The organism is Mycolicibacter senuensis, from assembly GCF_003284925.1.
Lineage (GTDB): Bacteria > Actinomycetota > Actinomycetes > Mycobacteriales > Mycobacteriaceae > Mycobacterium > Mycobacterium algericum_A.
On record NZ_QMEX01000003.1, the window covers coordinates 84,760 to 108,983 of the forward strand.

Annotated in this window: 20 protein-coding genes and 1 tRNA gene; 7 read left to right on the forward strand and 14 right to left on the reverse strand. The window is 64.0% G+C overall.

Going from position 1 to position 24,224, the window contains the following annotated elements; translation table 11 throughout:
• Positions 1 to 22 precede the first annotated feature (22 nt).
• The gene (locus DQP56_RS02450; protein ID WP_112683416.1) at positions 23 to 448 is read right to left on the reverse strand and encodes a hypothetical protein; all 426 of its coding nucleotides are present in this window, start codon (positions 446 to 448) and stop codon (positions 23 to 25) included.
• Positions 449 to 813: 365 nt separating this feature from the next.
• Between DQP56_RS02450 and DQP56_RS24385 the strand changes: the two genes are divergently transcribed.
• Complete coding sequence (locus DQP56_RS24385) at positions 814 to 1,710, forward strand: hypothetical protein (RefSeq protein ID WP_133258879.1); 897 nt, start codon at positions 814 to 816, stop codon at positions 1,708 to 1,710.
• Positions 1,711 to 2,421: 711 nt separating this feature from the next.
• Here the strand turns inward: DQP56_RS24385 and DQP56_RS02460 are convergent.
• From DQP56_RS02460 to DQP56_RS24390, 3 genes are all read right to left on the reverse strand, one after another.
• Positions 2,422 to 3,834, reverse strand: coding sequence for a hypothetical protein (locus DQP56_RS02460; protein WP_112683418.1), 1,413 nt, complete (start codon positions 3,832 to 3,834; stop codon positions 2,422 to 2,424).
• A gap of 33 nt (positions 3,835 to 3,867) precedes the next feature.
• The gene (locus DQP56_RS02465) at positions 3,868 to 6,627 is read right to left on the reverse strand and encodes a DNA methyltransferase (RefSeq protein ID WP_112683419.1); all 2,760 of its coding nucleotides are present in this window, start codon (positions 6,625 to 6,627) and stop codon (positions 3,868 to 3,870) included.
• A 919-nt stretch (positions 6,628 to 7,546) separates the two neighbouring features.
• The gene (locus DQP56_RS24390; RefSeq protein WP_133258880.1) at positions 7,547 to 8,515 is read right to left on the reverse strand and encodes a hypothetical protein; all 969 of its coding nucleotides are present in this window, start codon (positions 8,513 to 8,515) and stop codon (positions 7,547 to 7,549) included.
• Positions 8,516 to 8,740: 225 nt separating this feature from the next.
• Here DQP56_RS24390 and DQP56_RS02475 point away from each other — a divergent pair, with 225 nt between their 5' ends.
• A complete protein-coding gene (locus DQP56_RS02475; RefSeq protein WP_112683421.1) occupies positions 8,741 to 9,241 on the forward strand; it encodes a hypothetical protein in 501 nt (166 codons plus the stop codon).
• On the opposite strand, the gene DQP56_RS24395 is transcribed toward DQP56_RS02475, so the two are convergent.
• The 4 genes from DQP56_RS24395 to DQP56_RS24400 all read right to left on the reverse strand — a co-directional run bounded on the left by DQP56_RS24395 (position 9,227) and on the right by DQP56_RS24400 (position 12,472).
• Positions 9,227 to 10,171 (reverse strand): hypothetical protein, encoded by a 945-nt coding sequence (locus DQP56_RS24395; RefSeq protein ID WP_205868778.1) that lies wholly within the window; start codon positions 10,169 to 10,171, stop codon positions 9,227 to 9,229. The genes DQP56_RS02475 and DQP56_RS24395 overlap by 15 nt on opposite strands.
• A gap of 644 nt (positions 10,172 to 10,815) precedes the next feature.
• A complete protein-coding gene (locus tag DQP56_RS02485) occupies positions 10,816 to 11,280 on the reverse strand; it encodes a hypothetical protein (RefSeq protein WP_112683423.1) in 465 nt (154 codons plus the stop codon).
• Positions 11,277 to 11,942: a hypothetical protein gene (locus DQP56_RS02490; RefSeq protein WP_112683424.1), complete on the reverse strand. Its 666-nt coding sequence runs from the start codon at positions 11,940 to 11,942 to the stop codon at positions 11,277 to 11,279. The genes DQP56_RS02485 and DQP56_RS02490 overlap by 4 nt, the downstream gene beginning before the upstream one ends.
• Positions 11,939 to 12,472, reverse strand: a complete 534-nt coding sequence (locus tag DQP56_RS24400; RefSeq protein WP_133258882.1) for a hypothetical protein — start codon at positions 12,470 to 12,472, stop codon at positions 11,939 to 11,941. Before DQP56_RS24400 ends, DQP56_RS02490 begins: the two co-directional genes overlap by 4 nt.
• A 231-nt stretch (positions 12,473 to 12,703) precedes the next feature.
• Between DQP56_RS24400 and DQP56_RS24605 the strand changes: the two genes are divergently transcribed.
• A tRNA-Arg gene (locus DQP56_RS24605) sits at positions 12,704 to 12,797 on the forward strand.
• 19 nt (positions 12,798 to 12,816) lie between these two features.
• Here DQP56_RS24605 and DQP56_RS02495 read toward each other — a convergent pair.
• Positions 12,817 to 14,775, reverse strand: coding sequence for a hypothetical protein (locus tag DQP56_RS02495; protein WP_234825472.1), 1,959 nt, complete (start codon positions 14,773 to 14,775; stop codon positions 12,817 to 12,819).
• A gap of 324 nt (positions 14,776 to 15,099) precedes the next feature.
• On the opposite strand from DQP56_RS02495, the gene DQP56_RS02500 reads away from it, so the two are divergent.
• From DQP56_RS02500 to DQP56_RS02510, 3 genes are all read left to right on the forward strand, one after another.
• A complete protein-coding gene (locus DQP56_RS02500; protein ID WP_234825478.1) occupies positions 15,100 to 16,107 on the forward strand; it encodes a DUF1214 domain-containing protein in 1,008 nt (335 codons plus the stop codon).
• Positions 16,108 to 16,181: 74 nt separating this feature from the next.
• Positions 16,182 to 17,243, forward strand: a complete 1,062-nt coding sequence (locus DQP56_RS02505) for a poly-gamma-glutamate hydrolase family protein (protein WP_112683426.1) — start codon at positions 16,182 to 16,184, stop codon at positions 17,241 to 17,243.
• 10 nt (positions 17,244 to 17,253) lie between these two features.
• A complete protein-coding gene (locus tag DQP56_RS02510; RefSeq protein WP_205868779.1) occupies positions 17,254 to 18,078 on the forward strand; it encodes a TIGR03621 family F420-dependent LLM class oxidoreductase in 825 nt (274 codons plus the stop codon).
• Positions 18,079 to 18,109: 31 nt separating this feature from the next.
• Here DQP56_RS02510 and DQP56_RS02515 read toward each other — a convergent pair whose 3' ends face one another.
• Positions 18,110 to 18,661: a TetR/AcrR family transcriptional regulator gene (locus DQP56_RS02515; protein WP_112683427.1), complete on the reverse strand. Its 552-nt coding sequence runs from the start codon at positions 18,659 to 18,661 to the stop codon at positions 18,110 to 18,112.
• 115 nt (positions 18,662 to 18,776) lie between these two features.
• On the opposite strand from DQP56_RS02515, the gene DQP56_RS02520 reads away from it, so the two are divergent.
• Complete coding sequence (locus DQP56_RS02520) at positions 18,777 to 19,526, forward strand: 3-oxoacyl-ACP reductase family protein (protein ID WP_112683428.1); 750 nt, start codon at positions 18,777 to 18,779, stop codon at positions 19,524 to 19,526.
• Positions 19,527 to 19,542: 16 nt separating this feature from the next.
• On the opposite strand, the gene DQP56_RS02525 is transcribed toward DQP56_RS02520, so the two are convergent.
• The 4 genes from DQP56_RS02525 to DQP56_RS02540 all read right to left on the reverse strand — a co-directional run bounded on the left by DQP56_RS02525 (position 19,543) and on the right by DQP56_RS02540 (position 24,165).
• A complete protein-coding gene (locus DQP56_RS02525; protein WP_112683429.1) occupies positions 19,543 to 19,962 on the reverse strand; it encodes a hypothetical protein in 420 nt (139 codons plus the stop codon).
• Between the two features lie 79 nt (positions 19,963 to 20,041).
• Complete coding sequence (locus DQP56_RS02530) at positions 20,042 to 20,479, reverse strand: type II toxin-antitoxin system Rv0910 family toxin (protein WP_112683430.1); 438 nt, start codon at positions 20,477 to 20,479, stop codon at positions 20,042 to 20,044.
• Between the two features lie 48 nt (positions 20,480 to 20,527).
• Positions 20,528 to 22,963: an HAD-IC family P-type ATPase gene (locus DQP56_RS02535; protein ID WP_205868780.1), complete on the reverse strand. Its 2,436-nt coding sequence runs from the start codon at positions 22,961 to 22,963 to the stop codon at positions 20,528 to 20,530.
• Positions 22,948 to 24,165 carry an MBL fold metallo-hydrolase gene (locus tag DQP56_RS02540; protein ID WP_112683431.1) on the reverse strand — a complete coding sequence of 406 codons (1,218 nt, stop codon included), beginning with the start codon at positions 24,163 to 24,165 and terminating at the stop codon, positions 22,948 to 22,950. The genes DQP56_RS02535 and DQP56_RS02540 overlap by 16 nt, the downstream gene beginning before the upstream one ends.
• Positions 24,166 to 24,224: the final 59 nt, after the last annotated feature.

The window sequence follows — 24,224 nt, forward strand, 5'->3', positions numbered from 1 at the left end:
ACCCAGTTTGCACGTACATCGTCTAGTCCCCCGACGCAGCGCGCTTTGCCGCCGGTGCCCGAAGCACATCGGTCGCATTACCGGCAGGAACCAGCCGTTCAACAAACACCGTCACCGAAAGAACACCGCGAGGACTACCACCGCCAAATCCCTGACGCCCCTCAGCCCGCACCGCAACCTCCGCAATTCCTTCCGCACGGAAAATACCGCCGGCCGGAACGTTCTCAAGGGGCGTAGCAGTCTCGACGACCGCGCCATCCAGGCCCATGCCGTTGACCGAGACCGCTACGCCGGTCAGGCGGTGCACGTCCACTCCGGCACGCTGAATATTCGCATCAGTCTTGACTCCGTTCTCGTATGCTGCTCTGGTCCGTGACGTTCCCCCGGTACCAATCAGCAGGACCGATCCTGGGTCAACATTCAGCACCAATCGCGACATGTCAGACATATCTATTTCCTTTCATCTGCTGTGATTCATCAAAACCGCTCGTTCATGACCATCTGAATTGATTCGATACCGATCGCAGCCCCTGCCTCTCCCTTACGAAAACCGGCCAAAGTCAGCGGCCACGCGGCGGTGGTGCCGCAAGTCAGCCGACGGCGACACCGACGCAAGCAGCCTCAGCTCCACAGCAAGCGGCTCGCTGCAGAAGCGGCGTGCCCCGGTAGCTGCGCGGCGGTGTGCGGGTCCGGTCATGTATCCATGCTCGCCGCCCAGCACGACTCAGCACCACATAGCAACGCAAAGTTCAAAGCCGCAGATAGATGCACGAAACCGCTAGCGTTGTCAGCGCCTAGCTCTACACTCGCCGCATGACGGATCTGGAAACGCAGATCGCGAAAACCCTCCCTGGCCTACCGCCGCGGGTGGTCATCAGGGCCATTCAAATGGGGGCGTCATCACGTGATCTCCTGCTGGCAGCGTCACTTTCAGGCCAAGCGCAAGCGCGCGCCAAGACGTATCTGCCCCGATTGCGGCAGGCCGTAATCAGCCAGTTGCACCAGCCTCACGACGATCTGCGCAGTCAGGCCCTGGCAATTCTCGCCATGTCACCTTCCACGCGATTCTCCGAAGCAGAGGGCACCCGCCTCCGCTCGCTTCGCATCGGCCTTGCCGACAACAAGCGCGAAATTGGCTTACTTTGCCGCCAGCAGTCCACCATGCGCATCCATCTAGCAGAAACCAACCAGCGCCTGAACCGAGCAACCTCATCGAAGATGCTGGGCACTGCACCATTGAAATCACTAAGCCGCGCACACAACGATCTAATCCAAGATATGCGGACCGCTTTTCTTGATCTTCTCGCCCTAACAAAACTCCGGAGTCGAATTCTCATTCAGGTAACCGAAATTGTCGACCGATTCCTTTTTCTGGCTGGATGCGACGTATCAGAGATACATTCAGCCGGCGGCACATCGAGAACACTTCGCGCAATATACAAGAGAACGGCCCGCCTCAGCCATAGTCAGCCACACAAAAAAACCGACCAAATACTAACCGACTGCAAAGCGTTACTAGAACGAGTATCGCATTACGAAGAACGGACAGCCGTCCTTCGCCATTCAATAAGGCGTGACCTTGAAACCCTTCAGCGACCGCCAGGCCAGACAACCCTCCCAGCACCAGACTCTGCCGCAGCGTACTCGTGGCCTGCCCCGTACTGGCTAAACCTCCTGCCCGACAGTTCCATCCATTGCACGGCACAGTAAATCCAGAAATCGAGCCCGTGGATACCTTCAACCGGCGGGCCGGCCGCACTGAAACTTGGTACACAGCAGACCTCCACGTCGGCCATGACCTGGTGGCGAGCCTCCGCGGTTTCGATGAGACAACTGACCATGACTTGGAACTAAGTCGACGATGGGATGCTCTGATCGCTGAGACCGATGTCGTTTGGGTCCTAGGCGACATTTCAGGGGGCGGACGCTCCAGCCAGCAGCGGGCCCTACAGTGGGTTGCGCAACGCCCCGGGATCAAGCACTTGATCGCCGGAAATCACGACGGAGTGCACCCGCGCCACCCCGACGCCCACAAGTTATTTCCGCAGTATCTGGAGGTGTTTGCATCAGTGCAGCAGTCAGCGCGGAGGACATTGGCCGGCCACGATCTGTTGTTGTCGCACTTTCCGTATCTAGGCAGCCCGAGTCCCGAGGATCGAGGTGCCCGTCATGAGCAGTGGCGATTGCCCGACCTCGGCGCATGGTTGCTGCACGGCCACATTCACAGCACACAGCGCCGCGGCCCGGGCCGAACCGTCCATGTGGGTTTGGACGCTTGGGATCTGGCACCTGTATCACTCAACACAATTGCTCAGATCATCACCTGCAACCGGAAAGCCTAGGCAGGGCCACCGATTGACGGAGGGGCGCGCTGGTGGTGCTTCACCTCGCGCGCGCTGTGGAAACGCAGGTTGCCCCAGCTCACTCCCCCAGCGGGAAGATCGCCTCGGGGTCATAAGCACATCCGAGCAACTGCAAATAGTCGGCGCGGACCAACTGGCGGAGTACCTCGGCGAGGGCATCCAGTTTCCAGGCATCGTAGTCGGCACTCCCGTGAGATAACCCGTTGCGGATCTCGCGAATGGAGCTTTCGACGGTGTCGCAATCATCAACTGCAAGCTGGTCTTGCACGATTGGAAGATCGCCGAGCCTCCGCCGGATGTCCAGTCCCGGATGGCGATCGAATACCGCCCGCAGCGCTTCGTCCAACGACGCGTACGGCTTCTTGCTCAGCGCCCGCTTGGCGAAGCTGAGCTGCTGGGTGGTTAGCGCCCCATTGTCGCGAGCTCTTGTCAACGCCTCGACCAGGTCCTCGCGCTTCGTGGTGTGATCAGTGACGCGACGTTCCCAACTGTCACGGGTCTCGAAACCGTAAGCGGCCTCGATCCACTGCACCAGTTGCAGAACTCGCGAGCGCGGGTGCTGAGCACGATCGAGGATCGCCGGGTCATACCCTTCGATCAGGGGGTGTCGCACCACCCGCCTCGCCTGCACACTGCGCAGCACATCGAGTAGTGACTCACCGTCTTCACCGCCGACTCTGTAGCTGACGTGTGTGCGGAAGTCTTGGGCCGCGTAGTACGGGGTCTGGGACACGCGCGCTGTGAACACGGTGACTGTGCCTTGACCTGTCTCAAACTGCATGTGCGTCAAGGTCTCTGCCCGCCCGGTGGCGGCACTCACCAGCGTGAGCAGGTCTGTACACCATCCCCGGAACCACGCCCTCCCACCGAGCGCTTCACGCGACTTGATGGTCGCCCAGGGGGCAAACCTGACCCTGAAACGATAGGGATCAGCGATCGTTGCTGACGACGCAAAGTCCAACTTCACCGAGGCATCTTCGTCGCTCCACTCGCGGAATATTCCGCCCTCGCTCCTCGCCGACCACTGCGGAGTTCCGTCGAGCGACGGCGGATATGCGGTGTGCGTCAACGGAACGAATCCGCAGAGCAACTCCAGACCCGTCGTCTGGAATCGGACCTCATGGAACGTCGGAGTGTCCTCCCCGCCGAGTCCGCGACCGACGAGTGCATAGGCGGCATCCAGGTAGGTCCGATTCCGCCACTGCGTCGATACCTTCACATCGATCAGAACTGCGGTCCGGCCCACCGCGTCTATGTATCCGGTGACCCGATCTCGCCTTTCGCTCGCAGGGAACGCCCCTCCAAACGGTCTCGCGCACGCCGGCAGCGTGTACGCCGCAGTACCACGCGGGAATTTGCCGCCAGCGAGCTCGATCGTCCCCAGGACGTCCTGCCCGTCAAGTTTCCAGATGCAGTTGTACTCACCCGACTCCACTGCCCCCGACGGAAGCGCGCTATCGTCCTTGGCCACCGCTCCATCCTGTCGTCTCAGCTCCCATGGCGGCTACTTCTTCTTCGCGGAAGTTAGCGCCTTGAACGCCGCGTAGAGAGCTTTGAGCCGGGCATCTTCGTCGACGTGGCCCTTGAGGCCAAATACGGCATCCACAGCACGATCGAGCTGGGCGTGCGCCTTCAGCAACTCGCTAGTCATGTTCTGCGGGTCGTACGCTTCAGCGAGGGTCCGGTCCGGGTGCAGTGCACGTGCTGCCAACACGGCCTTGCCGCCGGCGCAGATCGCGACCCGTTGTGCTGCGGTGACCTTAGGTAGCGGGAAGTTGTTCCACATGATGGTGCTGGAGAACGACGGATCGGATTTCATCCGGCCGCCCACGGCTTTCATCCAGGTAATAAGCATTGCTGAGCTCGCGACGGCGAATAGGAATCCGTCCGGGTCATCGGCCGCGTAGATCTTGTTCGACACGATCGTGTCAGGTTGCAGCAAGCCGACGGGCAGGTAGTGGCGTGTGCCCGAGGAGACTTCGGGGATACCGACGAACTGCTTGTCGGATTGGAAACCGATCTGGCGAAACAGCCGTGGCCTGTCGGCCCAGTCGCGGGTAGTAGCAGCCTTCGACTCCAGCCGTGACTGTCGGACTCCTCTGAGCCGACGGCGAAGCTCCGCTGATGCTTTCAGGTGCATGGGCTTCATGTCGACCAACCACAAACACCAGCGCGGCTTGTCATAGAGCATCTCAGTGGTGCCCGGGTAGGGCCGTAGGTACGGGCTCATGTTTTCGTCCGCGACCGCAGCCGGATAGTCCTCCGCCGTAACGATGAGGAAGCCGCCGTCGGTGGGTTTTGAACCGTAACAAACCTCGGGGAGCGACGGCGAAATCGGCTGTGTCGATTTCCCGACGAGGAAGTCTGGACCGTCAAGCAGGTAGCCGTTGATGTTCTTGGCGGGCATCGCTTCCGGGGCGCCCCTGAGATCTTTGTAGGTATAGATCACAGGGGCAGGGGTGTTACGTCCGCCGCGGTCGAAACCGATGATGATGCAGTGAACGACAGCGGCGTTGGGCGCTTCTGACGTCCACGCGAAGGTGCGATGGGCGAAACGGATGCGCCAGCCAGCTTCGAAGATCGGGCCGAACACGCGATGCGTCTGATCGCCCTGCGCGATCGAGTTGGTCGAGACGAACGCGAACCTACCTGCGATTTGGCCGTAGTAGTCGATCGCCTTCTTGTACCAACCGGTCACGTAGTCCATGCGGCTGGTTTGGCTGGTTCCCCAGACCGCCTGTAGCTCGGCGAGCTGCTCAGCGTCCCGGGAGTGGTCGCCCAGAAATGGCGGATTGCCGAGCGTGTACACATCGCTGCTTGGAGCGATGACTTCCTCCCACGGCAACTTCAATGCGTTGTCGACCGTGATGTGTCCGGATTCGATCAGCGGCAGCGGCTCAGGGGCCAGTGCGATCGCCAACTCCATCGCTTTGTTCGCCTGATGATTTACCAGATGCAGCGCCAGTCCGGCGATGCGCGCCGGCCAGTCGTCGATCTCAATGCCGAAAAAATGGTCGATTTTGACGCGGATGAGGTTCTCGGCGTACAACTCGTGCTGGTAATCCTCGCCTAGTTCCTGTAGGCGGATCAAGATGCGTAATTCCAGAGCCCGCAGCTCGCGCAGAGTGACGACCAAGAAGTTTCCGCACCCGCAAGCGGGGTCGAAGATGCGGAGCTTTCCTAGGGTGGTGAGCAGCCGCCGTAGGGACACCTTGTTGTGGTAGCCGTCGGTGAACCGCTGGGTAAGTTCGTCCAGGAACAGCGGGTGGATTACCTTGAGGATGTTCGTCTCGGTCGTGTAGTGCTCACCGAGTTTATCGCGGGCTTCCTTGTCCTTGACGGCCTGGAAAAGTGATCCGAAGATCGCCGGCGAGATGGCGTCCCAATTGAAGGCGCAGCACACCAGCAGGGCATCTCGAACTTCCTTGCGAAAGGCCGGGATCGGCAGCGGATCGGCGAAAACCCCGCCATTGACGTACGGGAATCGCGCTACCAGTTCATCGAGCGATGGCGACCGGTTGACCACTTCCGTGTTCATCGCCTGGAACAGCACGCTGAGCTGCGCCCCGAGGTCGCTTCCGTCTTCACTGGTGCGCGATTCGATGAATTCGTAGAATAGGTCGCGTTCCCAGATGGCGGCGTCGTCGGCGTACAGGCAGAACAAGGTGCGCGTCAGGAACACTGATACCTGCTGGCCGTGCAGCCCCGCAGATTCGGCTTCCTCATAGAGGGCAGCCATCAGTTGCGCAGCTTTGATTGACGCCGTCTCCTGCTGGCGAGAGCCGAAGCCGCGGACCTCGTATCCCGCGAGGAATCCCATCACCTCGGCGTTCGCTGGCAAGTCGCCGAGCGCGAATTCAGTGACGTCGTCGACGGCGCCATCAGCGGAAAGCTCCAGATCCAGAACCCGGAACTTGGTGAAGTCGCTGGTGATCACGTAGCGCGGGTACTCGGCCTCGCTGAGACTGTCGAGGTAATCGAGTGCCTGTCGCTCGGCAGCGACGAGGTCTTCCCCCGCGGACTTCATCTCGACCACCGCAAGGCCGGGGATCAGCGCGTCGATGAAGCCGCGGCCTCCGGTGCTGCTGCGTTGCGCTCGCTTCTCGTAAAGGGCAGTACGAGTTCTGGGCATGCCGTAGGCCTGCAACAACTGCTGAACGAACTGCTGACCTTCTCCGCGTTCGTAACCCTCGCTGTTCTGCCATTCCGAGGCGAACTGTGCGCAGCGGTGGCGTATCTCGTTCAGAGAAAGAGCCTTCGGCATGGGCTGAACCATAGCGCCCAGCCACAACGGTCTCCGGTATTCCCCCGACATGCCGTAGTCGGCACAAAGCCAGCAGTCTTTCTGCGTAGTCATCCATGCCCGGGTTAGACGCCGCCATCGCCCTAACGGTTCCTCGTCCTCACACCCGTCGCAGCTGCGGCGTTCGACGCCCAGCTGGCAGCCGGCAGCGCCGCAGTGCTGGCCTGCTGATTCGGCGGGGCGCATCTCCGGGCGTACCCGCCGACGCCGGCGGAACGGGCAGCGGTGGAGTGGCTTGGGCCGGAGTGACGTTCGCGGGTTGTCGACCCATGAAGGTGATGGCGAGTGGCCGGAGCTTTGCTAACTATTCGTCGTCGAACAGACCGGCCATCCTGATCAAGACCGAGTCCGGGGCGCGACCTTGAAGCATCTGGACACGACGGATTCGGAGTCAGTCGACATAACAAGCGAGTCGCCACCCAAATCACGACCTGCCAGTTGTGCCGCCCGAGACCAAACACGCCGGACCGTAGGGGATTCCGGACGGATCCATGACGACAACGATCGGAGCGGACGAAGCCGGCCCCCCTCGGGTAATCTGCTGCATGGCGTGACATTCGGCTCCGGGGAAATCAATCGGCGCCGCGACACCAGGCACGGTCGTTCGCTGAATTCCCTCCGACGAGCCAGGGATGGTGGTGGCGGAACGGTCAAAGACCATCACTGCTGTTGCACCAGCCGCACAAGCAAAAGTCAGCAGAACAGCGAACGCAGGTATCATCCAACGACGCAGTATGACTGGGCCTTGGAACCACGACCACGTGACACGTACACGAGCAAATGGTGAAAGCCGAAATGGTTCAGCTAAGCGTCGACCACTAAACATCATCTATCAGTCCTCGAGTCGGATTTCCTTTGGCAGTAAGGCTTCCTTGATCCGTCACACTTTCCCGTACTTAGTTCCGATAAATGCGCGGAATTTTGCCGCGATGTCTTTAGTCGTCACCGAATGGCCGGCAAGCTCCGAAAGGAGCGTTGCGAGATGCCAACTTTCTAGATGTGCGTAACGGGCGTTGAAGATGGCAATCTCGTCAACTTCGTAGCCCGCGCAGTTCGCCAACAGCGCATAACTAACTAGCTGATACAGCATTCGCGCATCGAGGCCGTAACGCGGTACACCGGCGCGGGTTCGTCGGCCGACGACTGCCTTGATCTCAATGAGAGTCGTCCCAACCATAAGATCTGCATCAGCGGCCAGCCCTTGGCATCCTAGATCCGGACTCATCACCCTAGTGCCAGCACTCATTCGCACTTCGATAAATGGCATCAGAACTCCCTGTACATGTCGGTACAGAGAGTAGATATCCGCGTTTATCTCATCGGGCATAAGTTCATCGAAATCGGCCATCCGCCGCGGACGTAATTCGTCACCCATCTGCCCGAGCGGCGAACGATCGAGGGACACACCACGCACGAGCTCAGTGAATAGCGCCAGTATCCAACATTTTTGCATTAGTGCGGTCAATAAATCCGAATCGGAGCAGCGAGCATGTGAAAGCCCACGCGACGCAGCCTGTAAAAACTCGATCGCGTCGACCACGGCCGATTGCCAGTCGACTCTAGCCGCTTCGGGATGAGGTCGGCTCTCCAGTTGAGCAAAACAAGCTCCAAGCGCAGCGAGTGGCGCATCGTAATTCGGTTCCACAGTGTAACGAATTAGATAGTCAAGGGCTGAACCGAGCGTTCCGGCAGGCACACCCCTCGGCGGTTCAATGCATTCTTGCGTCACCGTCTTGCGAAAGCTTTCGTAGACCGCGTCGCAGTGCGGCAGCTCTGTCGCAAGCCATTCGCGAAGTGGCGTTCGACGCCGTACAAGCTCTCCAGTCAAAGTTCCCGGTATCGCTGGCATAGCACGAACGTACCCAGGCCTACTGACAGAACGGGGAAAATCCATGGCAGGGTTCCATACACATCATCATGTCGAGCAGTTCTTCGAGAGCGCCGTAGATCAGCGCCGCATGACAGTAGAAATACCTCCCCGACTTCGCTTCTGGCACTCAGCGAAGCTACAGCCGTACCAATAGCTGTCGCCGCAGGGATACACGGCGGGAGAGAAATGTGACATCCTTTTCCCATGGCTTCGAACGCCAACCAACCCGAAGCTGACCGCCTCGATGCCCAACGGACCCCGGACGCCACCGCAGCCGCGGAGTCACCATGGGACACACTGGTTGGCCCATTTTTTGACAGTGGCGGGGCGCAGACCCGACTCGGGGTCTCGCACAAAGCCGTGCATGAGATGGCGGCCAAGCACGCGGTACTTGCGTGCCCGACGACCGACGGTGTCACCGTCTACCCGACCTGGCAATTTCTCCCCGACGGCGCGACCATCCCAGCGCTCGCCGATGTCCTATCCACTCTCACCGCTGGTACTGACGACGCCTGGATGATCGCTCTCTGGATGCAGGCACGCTCAGATCTGCTCGACGGGCACCGCCCCAGCGATGGGCTGCGCAAAGGTGGAGATCCGCAGCGCGTTCTGGTTATGGCCCGCAACAGCGCAGCGCAAACTATGAGTCGGCGCGCCAAGACAGTGCCCTTGCCAGCGAGTCTGCCGATGCTAGGCAGCCCGTGACCTGGGTGGGGGATGCTCCAAGAAATCGACACCGCAACCGGCAAGGACGCGAGTGACCCCTTGCACCCCTAGAGATTCGGCAGCCTCCAAGACCTCCACAATCAGCGCCGGTCGCCAGGCGACAATCCGATACCAATCACTCCGACTGATCTCACCCAGACAGTCGCCATGCGTGTCTACTGCGGCCACCACCTCGTCTGACTCGTCAGCCGTCAGCCCGCGAACAGTCAGCACAGCGTTCCAGATGTGCTCACGCTCGCTCGTTGGGTTCCGGCGTTTTTTTGACCACATGATCTGACGACGCCCCTTGGAAGCCTGCTCCCATTCATGCCAGACACGCCACTCACCAGGAGGCGTGACAGATAGCACCTCGCCTGTATCGGTATCGATCACGGCCCAGTCCCCATCTGCAGCCGGCATAACCGACCAGTGACGTGGTGTCCTGACCCCGAACCCACGAGCATCGACTGAGACCGAGAGATCTGCCAAAACTTCAAATGGCGTCCGGTTCCGTTCGGCACGGCCAGTTTTCGATATTTGCCCTGTAGCTATCTCGGCGCCCATCTTTGCAGCAGCGTCATACGTCGCCTTTGCCAAGTATTGACCGATGTACTCCGCGCCCTCGTCGGCTACCTCACGGACATCCACCGCCACCGATCCAGGCAATCGATACCCCGCACGGCACAACCCTGTCGCCCATCGTGAATGAACACGAGAAGCAAATACATTGCGTGCCAACCAGTCTCGGTCGACAGCACCACCAACCCAAACAGGAAGCTCGGTAGCCAATCCACCGGCCATAGACGACGCCGAAAACACCAGCGCGTGAATATGTAGATGCCAACCATGACCGCCATCCTTCGGTGCCCCGTAGGTGGCTTCCACCACCCGCGTCAAGCCGGCGACATCGAATCTTTCAGCGTCACCCATGATGTTGGCAATCTTTACAAGGCCGCCGCGGCGCTGCTCGGTACGGGATCTCTGCCCTGTCCAAGACCGCTGGCCGAAAGCCGATCTCCAGCCCGAACTCAACGCGTCCCACAAATCCACCAATTGGTCGCGACTGGAGTGGCGCATCGTCAGCGTGAGCAGGTAAACCTTTCCACCGCGGCGGTAGCACTCGCGAACCCCTGCCGCGACTTCCTCCGCCCGAGTGTGAGCAATTACGGCCGAGCACCTCGGACACGCCCACACCGATCCGCACGTCATCAGGCCGCGGTAGCTCGCGACCATGCGGCCGTCAACCTTTCGCCGTTGGATCACAACCCCTTGGCCATCGTCGGGATCTCCTACCGCATCGTTATGGAGCATCCGACCGCAGCATCGCACGGATTTCAGCGATGATGCTTGCCAAAGCAGCGCACGACCGGCCCACCGGACCCGGCGGCGTTCAGCAGGATCAGCCCCCCTCAACATGGTGCCGTCAGCCGCCGACTCCGGTGTGAAGCAATAACTCTGAGTACTACCAAGGGCGCTCGCTGCGCTCGCGCGGTCGACGCTCTGGCCCTCCGCGCAAGCGCTCCGGGCCGACGCGTCGCCGACTGCGTAGTCGTCGCCGGGTGCCGCCATTGACGTCACTGTGGGGTCTCCCCGTCTATGTCGTCCCGTTCATCTCCATTTTCCGGAAGGTCGTTCCGAAGCCAGGTGCCTTCTTTGATTGCCCGCGAGATATCCTCGTCAGCAAGCCAATACGCCGACATCAGGCTCCGCCAGAGCGCGGCCGCTTCCGCAGCACTCAACGTGTAGTAGCCGCTCGGCCCTGGCGGATCGACGTCAATGTGGATACGCAGATCCGATAAAACGTAGACAGCCCACCCTTCCAGGGACTGCACAACTCCTACGGAGCCAAAACCGTGGAGCAGCGTCTCGTTCGCAAGTGGCTCAATAGATTGGACAGCGCCGACCAAAACCGCGATCAGGCTCCGTAACTCGTTGCGCGACAATCCATGAGCTAAGGTTGCACAGTCGTGTGGCATTCGGACGACAACGAGGCCGTCGGCGTCCTCGACAGACCATCCGTCCGGTAACGGCTCGGTCATTCTGACCAGTCCTTCCGTAGATCTCGGAGCTCGTCCGGTTCAAAGGCGCTACTGAGAGAGCCGCTGGTTTCCTCGATGGCTCTTTGACGCGCTTCCAGCCAGGCCAGTCGCGCCCGCTCGGCCTGCTGAGTTACTGCGACACCTACCGCTAGCGCCTCCTCTATTCGGAGGTCAAAGTAGCCGTCCGCGGCGCTCGCCGGCACGATAAATTCAACCTCATGCCCTTTGGCACGGATGCTCCATCCGCGGGGAAGCCCACCGGTCGCCGTTGCCCCTTCGGGTTCCGTTACCGGAGCAGTGCTAACGGGTTCTGCGCTCATTGAGCTGAGCGGAATTCGTTCAAGGTTGCGACCGACGTACGCGTTGAAGCGTTCGAGCAATTCTGCCGCTACCTGGTACGTGATGTCAGCACCGCGCAGATCGGGGTGGTCCTGCATGACAGCTCGAAGGGCCGCAACTTCCTCGGATGTAGCGCCCGGCTCGGCGCCCGTGGACCATCGGTTCCGCCCAGCTAACAGATGCGCGAGATATAGTTGGACCCGCAGCACGCGTGCGTCATGTCTGCTGAGCACGCGTCGCCCGTCCTGATCGCCCTCCGGGAACGAAACCACGATATTGGCACCGTCGACGTCGACCGACCATCCCTCCGGCATCGGACTCATTTCGCCGACGCCTTCACGTAGAGGGCAGCAAGCAGTTTGACCCAGATTCGGGCATCGTCCGCATTGATCGCATCAAAAGCACTATGAGCGGCGTCCTCTACGCCGGCCGCGGTACTGACGACGGGATCCAAGGACACGAGCCATCTAGTGCCGCGCTGCACCGCCCGCACAGCCGGCCATCGCCAACCGGGCAGCCACGCCTCTACTGCCGATACCGAATGATCTTCGCTCAGTTCGCGGATCACGACAGTCGATTCTTTGCGACCAGCACCCTCCACGGAGACGCCCTTGCCGTGTTGGTCGACCCCGCTATCACGAGTGACGTTCGAGCCAACGCGTTCTTCGGCGACGTCAGTTGCCGCTCGGACAGCCCGTGCCTGCTCCGATGAACGAATCAGAGCCATGCCGATCGCAAATGCGTCGACATCAGACAGCTCAAATTCCAGCAACGGCTGGTTGCGGTCGATGTGTTCAAGATAGACCCAGGATCCTAAGGCCTCCACAACCCAGTCCGTTGGTAGTTGGGTCATCGCACACCACCCCGGATCGCCAGAACGGTGCTGTCATCGAGCGCCCGCGATACACTCGTCACGCGCGCAAGAACGGTGGTTTCCATATTCGCCTCCGTGAGGCCCCCTGGTTGCAGCCGGGGGGCTTCGCTCGTTACTAAGCCCGGAGTTGAACGCTGATCTGCGGTCGGTGCTTGGTCGGTGAATCTACGACACGCCGTGGTTTCAGTTAGCACCGAATAGTGCTATATCGCCAGCTCCGAAGAGCTTTCGCGACCTGGACTACGAGAGCTTGCAGGCTCTCCTAAAGCCGGTGTCGGCGGTTCGAATCCGCCCGGGGGCACCACGTTCCGAACTCGCGCCGATCAGGCCCCGAACAGATCCGACAGATCAAAGCTCGGGGTGCTCGCGATCAGGTCCGCCATGTTCGCCCACTGCTGAGTCGCCTGCTCACCCAGTTCAGTCGGCCAGGCGTCGGTGGCGGTCAGGATCGCCGTCGCGAAGTCGTCCCGGGCGTTGAGCAGCCCGGCCAGGATGCTGGTGTTGGGATCGAACAGCGCGTCGTTGATGGCCGGGATCAGCAGCTGCGGCATCACCACCGACAGCGCGGTCTGGGCCAGCGCCAGCGTGATCGGCAGGTTGATGTCGCTGGCCAGCAGCGGCAGGTTGTTCCACACCGCCGTCAGGCTTTCCATCGGGTGGTCCATGATGCTGTTCCACACCGCATCCCAGTTCGGGCTGAGCGCCTCGGTGAACCGCAGCGCGATCGGCGTGAAGGGCTCATGGCCGAACACGGCCTCGTAGTTCTCGTCACCCATCAGGCCCTGCAACCCGTTCATCAGCAGGTTCTGCAACACCCAGTCGGGCTGGGCGTGCATCCGCGACACATCCAGGCCGTAGCCGTAGGACAGCACCCGCTGCGCCATGTCGGCGGCGAATTCCTCCGGGCTGACGGTGGGGGTGTCGTCCGGCAGGACGCCGGCCAGATCGCTGAGCTGCACCACCTGCGTCTCCACGCTCAGGCCGAGCGCATTGCCGGGGTCGGTGACGTTCTCGAACCGGGCGAAGATCTCCCCGGTGTTGATGCCGCCGGTGTCCAGCCAGTTGGCCACACCCGGGTTGGTGCCGCTGATGACGTAGTAGGTGTAGCCGTCCTCGGCGTGGTAGGTGGTGGTGTGGTTGAGCGTGGTCTGCGCCATCACGTAGGGCAACGCGCCGCCGTAGACGTTCATCAACTCGATACCGCTGTAGGCCGCATCCACCGTGGGCACCTTCACGACCAGTGCCTCACCGGGATCCAATTCGAAGTTGCCGCCGGTGACGACCGCGCTCTCCAGCCCGGCGCCGTAACTGGTCTGCGGACTCAAGTCGAACATGGTGTTGGCTGGAACGTTCATCCCCACCGACGCCCCGCCCTCGATGGCACGGGTGTTGAACGGGCCGATGACCTGAGCGAAGGCACTGAACAGCGTGGTGAGCATCGAGTCGATCGAGGTGATGCCGCCCGGTTGCTCCAGCGTGGCTCCGACCGGGTCGTCGCTGGGGAAGAACCCGCCCTCGGGGATGGCGAAGAACGGTGGGCAATCGGCCACACATTGCAGGGTGACGTGACCGGGGCCCTTGCCCCAGTCGCCGAGCATGTCCCGGATCAGCAGCGATGCGGCGCCGCCAACGGTGGCGTCGGTGGAATCCATGAAGTTGACGGCGCCCTCCGGCGCCTCCGGACCGATGTAAACCGTGAAGGTGCCGTCGGGGTTGACCACCAGCCCGTGACCCATCTCCAGATTCTCGATGGCCTGCGCCGACCCGCCGGTGATGGCCTGGGTGCTGATCACGAAGTGCTCGGTCCCCCCGCCCAGGGTCCCGTTCAGCACATATGTCGCACCGGGTGCCAAACCGGCGGTCACCCGGTAGTAGATGTCGGGCGTGAAGAAATCGAAGTACTGGCGGGGGTCGGCGGCATTGCCCGCGATCGCCTCGGGTGATTGGAAGAACACCCCGTTGAACAACTGGGTGACGCGGGACAGTCCGGCGCTGAGCAACTGGTAGTTGGTGTTCTGCAGCATCGTCATCAGGTTGTCTTCGCTGCCGGGCACCGCGTAGTCGAGTTCCATATTGACGCCGACGAGCCGCTGCATCTCCGCGATCAGCTCATCGATTGCCGGCTGAAACCCAGCCGTCGACGTCAACGCCACCGCCGGCGTGGTCCGGGCGGTGACCGCCGGGGTGCCCACCACCATCGACAGCGCGGTGCCCACTGCTGCTGTGGCGAACCCGTACCGCCGGATTAGGCCGCAACGGTCGCCTTCGGTGCTCCCGGTCATCTGCACGGCCACTCCTTCGGATTGAGCTCTCATTATTTGCACATCCAATTAATGGCGAACTCTCATTCGGGACCCTACGTCGGTATCCCAAGGCGTGCAACAGCTCACACCCGAATTCCGCTACTGGTGTCGCGAAACCCTTTGATATGCCATCGGCCGGTGGCGCCGGGTAGGTTGCGCTGCATGTTCAAGCGATGGGTTTCTGCGTTCGGCGCGGTGACGACCGCTCTGACATTGACGGGATGCGGGCTGACCGTGACCAAGGCCGGCCCGGACCCGCTGGCACACCTGGCGCCGCGCAGCACCCCCAACGGCATGGTGTTGGTGTCGCCGGATAACTTCGTGCGGGCCATCACCGACCAGGAGTTCACCAACGTCGTCAATGAGAACGGTTTCGGTCGGTTCTTCCACATGCGTGAGCTCACCCCGATCGACCGGCAGCTGGTGGTGCGATCCAACCGGGACACCCTGTATTCGGCGGCGGTGTTCGACCTGCAGGCGGCTCCGGTGACGATCACCCTGCCCGACCCCGGTGAGCGGTACATGTCGGCGCAGGTGATCAACCAGGACGAATACGTCACCGACATGTTCTACGGCAGCGGCGAGCACACCCTCGACCAAGACCACGTCGGCACCCGCTACGTGATGATCACCGTCCGCATCCTGGCCAACCCCAAGGACCCCGATGACCTGCGGGCAGCACACCGCTTGCAGGACCAGATCACCGTGGCCCAGCAGGAGTCCGGAACCTTCGAGGTCCCCCGGTGGGATCCGGTCAGCCAGAAGAAGGTCAGCGACGCGCTGCTGGTGCTGGCCGAGACCATCCCCGACACCCGCGGCATGTTCGGCAGCTTGGCCGACACCGACCCGGTGCGGCACTTGATCGGCGCCGCAGCGGCCTGGGGCGGCAGCCCGGAGACTGAGGCGCTGTACCTGAACGTCACCCCGGCCCGCAACGACGGCAACACGGTGTATCGGCTGACCGTCAAGGACGTCCCGGTGAGTGCCTTCTGGTCGGTCAGTGTCTACAACAAGAACGGCTATTTCACCGAGAATCCGCAGCAGGCCTACTCGGTCAACGACGTCACCGCGACGAAGGCCGATGACGGATCGGTGACCATACAGTTCGGCGGCTGCTCGGCTGATGTCGTCAACTGCCTGCCGGTCACGCCGGGATGGAACTACCTGGTCCGGCTCTATCAGCCCGAGCAGGAGATGCTGTCCGGGAAGTGGGCGTTCCCCGAGGCGCAGCCGACGGAGACGGCCGGCGACCGGACCACCCCGACGCCCACGGCATCCGCCCCCGCACCGCCGGCGCGTCCGCCACGCTGACGGCATGGCGGCGGCCCGGCGCCGCCACCGTTAGTCTGCAGATTGTGGTGATCATCAGGCAGTCGCCGGGCTAGGTGACGGCGACACAGCACGCCTACTTCGCGTACGGGTCCAACCTGTGCGCACAGCAGATGGCGCGCCGCTGCCCCGAAGCGTCGGATCCCCGGCCGGCGACGCTGGCCGACCATGACTGGCTGATCAATCAGCGCGGTGTGGCCACCGTCGAGCCGTTTCCCGGATCGCGGGTGCACGGGGTGGTGTGGCGGGTGTCCGATCGCGACTTGGCCGCGCTGGACAGCGCCGAAGGTGTCCCGGTGCGCTACCGCCGCGACCGGCTGACCATCGACACCAGCGACGGTTCGTCGCCGGCGTGGGTCTATATCGATCATCGGGTGCAGACCGGTGCGCCGCGCGACGGTTATCTGGAGCGCATCATCGGCGCGGCCGTCCAGCATGGGCTTCCGCCGGCATGGATCGAGTTTCTGCGGCGCTGGGATCCGATCCAATGGCCGCTGCGCCTTCCGGCCGCCGAAGAAGCCGGACCGCAGTCGCTTTCGGCGTTGCTGGCCGAACCCGACGTCATCGAGGACAGTCGGCTGCGGTCGCGGTTCGGCTTCCTGGCCATTCACGGCGGGGGCTTGGAGCAGATGACCGACGTGATCGCCGAACGCGCCGCCGACGCGGCCGGGGCATCGGTGTATCTGGTGCGGCACCCCGACGGGTATCGGCGGCACCTGCCGTCGACGCGTTATCTCGCCGCGGAGTCCCCGCGGCTCACCGAATTTCTCGACCATGTCGACGTCGTGGTGTCGCTGCACGGCTACGGCCGGATCGCACGCAGTACCCAGCTGCTGGCCGGTGGCCGTAACCGCCGCCTGGCCGAGCACCTCGCCCGCTGCCTGGTGCTGCCCGGTTATCAGGTGATCACCGACCTCGAGGCGATCCCGGTGGGGTTGCGCGGCCTGCATCCGGCGAACCCGGTCAATCAGGTCCGCGGCGGCGGGGCCCAACTGGAACTGTCGCCGCGGGTCCGGGGGATCAGTCCGCGCAGCCAACCGCCCGGCCCGGACGGCCTGTCGCCGGTCACGTCGGCGCTGGTGCGAGGCTTGGTGCTGGCGGCCCAGTCCTGGGATTAGGAGGTAGGTGGTGGTGGTGGACAGGCGGTTTCGCTTCGGTGTCGGCGTGCACGCGATCAGGTCCGCGACCGCGCTGGCCGAGACCGCGCGGCGGCTGGAGGGGTTCGGGTTCGATGTTCTCCACGTGCCCGATCACCTTGGCGCCCCGGCCCCCTTCCCCGCGTTGGTGGCGGCCGCCGCGGCCACCACCAGCATCCGGCTGGGCACGTATGTGCTCAACGCCTGTTTTTACAAGCCGGCCCTGTTGACCCGCGACATCGCCGACACCGACCTGCTGTCCGGCGGTCGGCTGGAGGTCGGCCTGGGCGCCGGGTATGTCCGGGCGGAGTTCGAAGCCGCCGAACTACCGTTCCCGACGGCCGCACGCCGCATCGCCTACCTGGAACACCTCACGACGTATGTGGCGACTCACCAGCCGGACGTGCCCATCCTCATCGCCGGCAGCGGCGACCGACTGCTCACCGTGGCGGCACGGCACGCCGGCATCATCGGACTGACCGGGGCACGGGTGGCCGGCGCGGATGACGCACTGGCGGAGCGCGTGGCCTTCGTCCGCGCCGCCGCCGGCGATCGGTTCGACACGCTGGAACTGAATCTCGCCATCACGGCTGTGCCCACCGATGCCTCCGGGATGCCCGACCTGTCGCTGACTCGCCGATTCGCCCCGACCCTGTCGGATCAGGAACTGCTGGCCATGCCCGCCGTGCTGTCGGGGTCACCGCACGAGATGGCCGACACGCTACGGGAATACCGCCGGCGCTACGGGGTGAGCTACTTCACCGTGCAGCAGCACCACGCCGAAGCCTTCGCGAAGGTCATCGCCGCGCTGCGGTGACCCGGAGTCGCCGCCGAGCGATCCCGCGGCGTCAGCAGGAGCCCGGCCAGCCCGCCAACGCCACGTCGGCCAGCGCGTGCAGATCGGCACGACTGACTCCGCCTCGTGCCTGGATTGCGATGCCCTGACACACCGTGGCGATCCAGCGGGCAAGCAGCAGGGTGTCGACGCCGGACAGCTCGCCGTCGGCCACCGCCGCGTCGAATCGCTGCGCGAGCCGGCGCACCGACGCCTCCCGCATTTCGGCCACTCCCGGGCCGTCGTCGACGGTGAAACAGCCGCGCGGGTTGCCGCTGACGGCGTCGGCCGCCCCGTGGACCACCGCTGCGGCGACGCTGCGGGCGGTCGGCAGCGCGAGCGCCTCGACCAGGTAGCCGCCCGGCCCCGCGACGTACCGCTGCATCGCTCGCTCGTACAGCTGCTCCTTGCAGCCGAACTCCGCGTAGATGCTGCGGCGGTTGACCCCGGTCGCGGCGCTGATGTCGGAGATCGAGACGCCGTCGAAGCCGTGGGCCCAGAACAGCTTCATCGCCTCGTGCTCGACTTGATCGGGGTCGAACTCGCGTGGCCGGCCCACCGCCATCGCGCCCCGCCTCTCTGTGACTCCGACCACACCGGGAATGCATTCGCTTCGGAACGGCCTTGAGCTCATAGTACTAAGTAACACGTCGGTTCGTAATTAGCTGAAAGGCCACGACATGAGCACAGCACCCCTGACGGGACGGCGGGCACTGGTCACCGGAGGTTCCCGCGGCATCGGTGCGGAGACCGTACGGCGATTGACCGCCGACGGCGCCGCGGTGGCGTTCACGTATTCGGCATCGGCGGCCGAGGCCGACAAGGTCGTCGCCGAGGTCACCGCCAACGGCGGAAAGACGGTCGCCATCCAGGCCGACTCCGGCGATCCCGCCCAGGTGGTGGCCGCGGTCGAGCAAGCCGCCACCGAACTCGGCGGGCTGGACGTGCTGGTGAACAACGCCGCCGTCGCGCACGGGGCGCTGGTCGATGACTTTCCGGCCGAGCAGTTCGACCGCCTCGTGGCGGTCAACATCGGCGGAATGTTCTGGGCGACACGCACCGCGGTGAAGCACCTGGGTGAGGGCTCGCGGATCATCAACATCGGCAGCATCAACGCCGATCGGATTCCGACCGCCGGGTTCTCGGTATACGGCATGACCAAGGGCGCGGTGGCGTCGTTCACCAGGGGCCTGGCACGCGAACTCGGACCACGCGGCATCACCGTCAACAACGTGCAACCGGGCCCGATCGACACCGACGCCAACCCCGACAACGGCGGCGCCTTCCCCGAGGGCTTGAAGAAGCTCATGCCGCTCGGCCGCTACGGGCACGTCAACGATGTCGCCGCCATCGTGAGCTTTCTCGCCGGCCCCGAGTCCGGATTCGTCACCGGCGCGAACTGGAACGTCGACGGCGGTTTCACCGTGTAGCCGCCGGGGCCGGAGCTCAGCCTCGACGCCCCGCCGACACCAGCGCCCACACCGAGCAGCCCAGTGCGCCGACCACGCTGACCGCGCCGATGTACAGCCCGTAGCCCGCGGTGATCGGCGCGACGACGTTGAGCCGGTAGAACGCCACGCCCAACGCGACGATGGCCAGTGAGACCACCAGTGCGGCAACCGATGCCAGTCTGCTGAACAGCCCACGGCCGATCATCGCACCGGCCACCAGCAGCACGGCGGCCAGCAGCACGATCAACTGGCCGACGCCGAAGCGGGGCGGCAAGGCGATACTGCCGGCGGTGCCGCCGATCGCGCTGGCACGCCCTCCCCCGTGGGCCGAGGTGGTCAGCCAGGGCAGCCACGCACTGACCGACAGGATCGCAGCAAACAGTGCGACGAGCCAGCCCGGGTGTACGCGAGTCATGTTGTGACACTAGCCCGCATCGACGCGCTCGCCGTGGCCGCGACTGCCCCGGTAACGGGATGGCATGGCGCCCAACCGCTCAAGCCGGCGCGAACACCGTGACGAACTTCTGCAGCGACTCGTTGATGTCGCTCTTCAGCGCGGCGGCCACCAGCATGCCGATCGGCCCGAACAGCGCCGGTCCGCCCAGGTGGACATCGAAGCTGACCTTGGAGCCGTCGCCGGCCGGGGTGACCTTGGCGAGCAGCTTGATCTTGACCCCGCCCTTGCCGTCGCCGTTGAGGGTCATCCCCGTCGGCGGTTTGTAGTTCACGATCGTCCACTTGATCCGGTTGGGCATGCCTTTGACCTCGACGATCGACTCGAGTGTCGTGCCCTTCTCCAGGGTTTCGGGCAGCACGCTGCGCCACACCCGGTGGATGGTCAGCCACTCCTTGTAGCGCGACAAATCCGAGGCGTGCCCCCAGGCCTCCTCGGGAGGAAGTGGGACGTCGATGGAGCCGGAGAGCTTGGCCATGTGATTCTGTTCCCTTCTTGTCCCGGTTATCGCGTGTTCATCGCTGGGTCAGTGTGATCGCTGGGTCATTGTGTTCGTTGCCGACTCTCGCCACAACTTGGGTCGCTCGCCGAGCATGGCGCCGCGCGCCCACCACACCGCCTCGATGGCGACCGCACCGACTGCCCCGACACCGAGTGCCAGCGACGTCAGTGCCACATTGGAGGGATCCAGCAGGAACTTCTCCCGGGCCAGCGGGATCGCGAAGATGCCCACATAGGCCAGGCCACAGCAGATCACCAGCGTCAGCCGCCACCACTGATACGGCCTCGCCACGACGGCCAGCACCCACCCGGCGGTGGTCAGCAGGGTGATCAGGGCCGTGGTGGAGGCCTGGATCTGTTGCACCGATGTGGCTTCACTGCCGCGGTAGGCCAATAGGTATGAGGTGAACGTGGCGATGCCGACCACCAGGCCGGCCGGCAGCGCCCCGCTCATCACTCGCTGTACGAATCCGGGGTTCGCCCGTTCGTTGTTGGGCGCCAGCGACAGGATGAACGCCGGGATGCCGATGGTGAACCAGGCGGCGACGGTGACGTGGATCGGCTGAAACGGGTACAGCAGCGGCTCGGTGCCGAACAGCGCCGAAGCCAACCCGACCAGGCCGACCAGCAGAGCGAGCAGAACCGAATACACCGTCTTGGTCAAGAACAGGTTCGCCACCCGTTCGATGTTGCCGATCACTCGGCGGCCCTCGCCCACCACGTAAGGCAAGGTGGCGAACTTGTTGTCCAGCAATACGATCTGCGCCACCGAGCGTGCCGCCGAGCTCCCCGCTCCCATCGCGACACCGATATCGGCGTCTTTGAGCGCGAGCACATCGTTGACGCCGTCACCGGTCATGGCCACGGTGTGGCCATGGGCCTGCAGGGCGCGCACCATGGCGCGCTTCTGATCCGGGCGAACCCTGCCGAACACGGTGTGCTCGTCCAGCGCGTCGGCCAACCGGTCCGGCTCGGGCGGCAGCTTGCGAGCGTCCACCGCATCCCCGTTCAATCCCAGCTCGCCGGCCACCGCGGCTACCGAGACGGCGTTGTCACCGGAGATCACCTTCACCGAGACCCCCTGCTCGGCAAAATATTCCAACGTGGGCCGGGCATCCGGCCGGATCTTCTGCTCCAGCACCACCAGCGCGGCCGGAGTGACCTGCCCCGGTGCGTCCGGGTGATCGACGGGCAGGTCGCCGACCCCCAGCAACAGCACCCGCAAACCCCTCGCCCCGATCCGCTCGGCCTGTTCGGCCGGCGCCGACGACGGCTCGAGCAGCACGTCCGGAGCCCCGATGATCCAGTTACCGTGTTCGCCGTATGAGACACCGCTCCACTTGGCAGACGACTTGAACGGTTCGAAGGCGTTCGCCACCCAACCCGGCGACGTCGGGAACGCCGCGGCAATGGCCTGCATGCTGGCGTTGGGCCTGGCGTCGTCGGCGGCCAGCGCCGCCAGCGCACGATGCACTGGAAGACCTGCGCCACCGTCGAATTCGATGACCTCCGAGATCTGCATGCCGTTCTCGGTCAGCGTGCCGGTTTTGTCCGTGCAGACGACGTCGACGCGGGCCAGCCCCTCGATCGCCGGCAGTTCCTGCACCAGGCACTGCCGCCGTCCCAGCCGGATCACCCCGACCGCGAATGCCAGCGACGTCATCAGCACCAAGCCCTCGGGAACCATCGGCACCAGCGCCCCGACCATCGCCAGCACCGAGGCCCGCCAGCCCACGTCCGTGGTGAACAACTGCGTGTAGATGATCAGCAGCCCGGCCGGGATGAGCAGATAGGTGATGAACTTCAGAATCTGGTCGATGCCGTTGCGCAGTTCGGATTTCACCAGGGTGAACTTGGTGGCCTCCTCGGCCAGCTTGGCGGCGTAAGCCTCGCCGCCGACCCGGGTAGCCCGGTAGGCGCCGCTGCCGGAGATCACGAAACTGCCCGACATCACGTGGGCACCGATGCTCTTGGCGATCGGCTCGGCTTCACCGGTCAGCAGCGATTCGTCGACCTCCAGATCGGACGCCTCGACGACATCGCCGTCGACGACGATCTGGTCACCGGGACCGAGTTCGATGACGTCGTCGAGCACCACCTCCCTTGGCGGCAGCTCTGCCGTCCCGGATTGCCTGCGCACCACCGGTTTCGCCTGCCCGACAATGGCCAGCTTGTCCAGCGTCTGCTTGGCGCGGATCTCCTGGACCATGCCGATGACACTGTTGAAGACGATCAGCAGTCCGAACAGCCCGTTGATCAGCGAACCGGTGGTGAGCACGATGGCGAACAGCACGCCCAGGATCGCATTGATCCGGGTGAAGACGTTGGCCCGGACGATCTCGTGCAGACTGCGCGCGGCACGCACCGGAATGTCGTTGGTCTGGCCGTCGGCGACCCGCTGGGCGACGTCGTCGTCGCTGAGCCCCGCGGCGGCCCGCGCGACGGTCAAGACCGCCACCACGGCTCGATGTCGCCGGCCGCCGGCCGGATCCGCTCGCCGGGCCCATGCGGCGGTCCCAGCTTCGCCTCTCCTCCGTCGAGCCTCACTGAACCGCGGTGTTCATGCGGCGGTCCCAGCTTCGCCTCTCCTCCGTCGAGCCTCACTGAACCGCCGGGACGCGGGACGGCCACCGCCACCCCGGCCGGCTCGGCAGCGGCCAGCAACCGTTCCACCGGCTCATCCCAGCGATGCGGCGCAAGCCGGAACGTGCACCAGTGGATCGGCACCAGCGTCGCACCGTCGACGTCCAAGTGCGCCCGGACGGCCTCCTCGGGGTTCATGTGCACGTCCGGCCAGGCGGTGTTGTAGGCGCCGATCGGCAACAGGGTCATGTCGAACGGACCGTGGTCGGCGCCGATCTGCCCGAAGCTCCCGGTGTAGCCGGAGTCGCCGCCGAAGTAGACCCGATGATCGGGCCCGGCGATCACCCAGGAGGCCCACAGCGTCATGTTGCGGGTCAAGAACCGGCCGGAGAAGTGGCGGGCCGGCGTGCACACCAACGTGAGTTCGCCCAACGAAACCTGCTCATCCCAATCGAGTTCGACAACCCGGTCAGCGGGAATGCCCCACGCCCGCAGGTGCGCACCGACGCCCAGTGGAACCACGAACGGCGCCCGCTGGCTGCGGGCCAGCGCGGTGACGGTGTCGATGTCGAGATGGTCATAGTGGTCATGGCTGATGACGATCGCATCGACCGCGGGCAGCGCCGACAACTCCACCGGCGGCGGATGCAACCGCTTGGGGCCGACGGCATCCGACGGCGAACAACGCTCACTCCACACCGGATCGGTCAGCACCCGGTAGCCGTCGACCTCGATCAGCGCGGTGGCGTGGCCCAGCCAGGTGACCGTCAGTGGTTCGGCGGCGCCGGCGAAGTCGGGGACCACCAGCGGGACCGGCGCCACCGGCCGGCTCGCGCCGCGGTCGGCGAACAGCTCCCGCAGCATCAGCCGCTGTTGTTCGCGATCCATGTTGACCATCGAGGCCCGCTCGATGTTGTGGAAGACCCCGTCGCGGTAATGCCTGGAGCGGGCGGCCACCGCGTCGATGGCGTGCGGTGCGGCACCGAGGGCCCCGGGCGTGCCGCGCAGCGCACGAACCGTCCATCCGCCGGCGGCCAAGGACGCGGTGGCGGCGGCCAGCCGAAGCGCACCGCGCAACATGTTGCCGAGTCTAAGGCGGTGACCGGCGGTTTCCGGATCCGTGGCGTTTGCGCTCACCG

Excerpts from the sequence above, each read along its gene's own strand:
- DQP56_RS02450 (WP_112683416.1), bottom strand. The coding sequence starts at position 448 with ATGTCTGACATGTCGCGATTGGTGCTGAATGTTGACCCAGGATCGGTC.
- DQP56_RS24385 (WP_133258879.1), top strand. The coding sequence starts at position 814 with ATGACGGATCTGGAAACGCAGATCGCGAAAACCCTCCCTGGCCTACCG.
- DQP56_RS02465 (WP_112683419.1), bottom strand. The coding sequence starts at position 6,627 with ATGCCGAAGGCTCTTTCTCTGAACGAGATACGCCACCGCTGCGCACAG.
- DQP56_RS24390 (WP_133258880.1), bottom strand. The coding sequence starts at position 8,515 with ATGCCAGCGATACCGGGAACTTTGACTGGAGAGCTTGTACGGCGTCGA.
- DQP56_RS02475 (WP_112683421.1), top strand. The coding sequence starts at position 8,741 with ATGGCTTCGAACGCCAACCAACCCGAAGCTGACCGCCTCGATGCCCAA.
- DQP56_RS24395 (WP_205868778.1), bottom strand. The coding sequence starts at position 10,171 with ATGGGTGACGCTGAAAGATTCGATGTCGCCGGCTTGACGCGGGTGGTG.
- DQP56_RS02485 (WP_112683423.1), bottom strand. The coding sequence starts at position 11,280 with ATGACCGAGCCGTTACCGGACGGATGGTCTGTCGAGGACGCCGACGGC.
- DQP56_RS02490 (WP_112683424.1), bottom strand. The coding sequence starts at position 11,942 with ATGAGTCCGATGCCGGAGGGATGGTCGGTCGACGTCGACGGTGCCAAT.
- DQP56_RS24400 (WP_133258882.1), bottom strand. The coding sequence starts at position 12,472 with ATGACCCAACTACCAACGGACTGGGTTGTGGAGGCCTTAGGATCCTGG.
- DQP56_RS02495 (WP_234825472.1), bottom strand. The coding sequence starts at position 14,775 with ATGACCGGGAGCACCGAAGGCGACCGTTGCGGCCTAATCCGGCGGTAC.
- DQP56_RS02515 (WP_112683427.1), bottom strand. The coding sequence starts at position 18,661 with ATGGCGGTGGGCCGGCCACGCGAGTTCGACCCCGATCAAGTCGAGCAC.
- DQP56_RS02520 (WP_112683428.1), top strand. The coding sequence starts at position 18,777 with ATGAGCACAGCACCCCTGACGGGACGGCGGGCACTGGTCACCGGAGGT.
- DQP56_RS02525 (WP_112683429.1), bottom strand. The coding sequence starts at position 19,962 with ATGACTCGCGTACACCCGGGCTGGCTCGTCGCACTGTTTGCTGCGATC.
- DQP56_RS02530 (WP_112683430.1), bottom strand. The coding sequence starts at position 20,479 with ATGGCCAAGCTCTCCGGCTCCATCGACGTCCCACTTCCTCCCGAGGAG.
- DQP56_RS02540 (WP_112683431.1), bottom strand. The coding sequence starts at position 24,165 with ATGTTGCGCGGTGCGCTTCGGCTGGCCGCCGCCACCGCGTCCTTGGCC.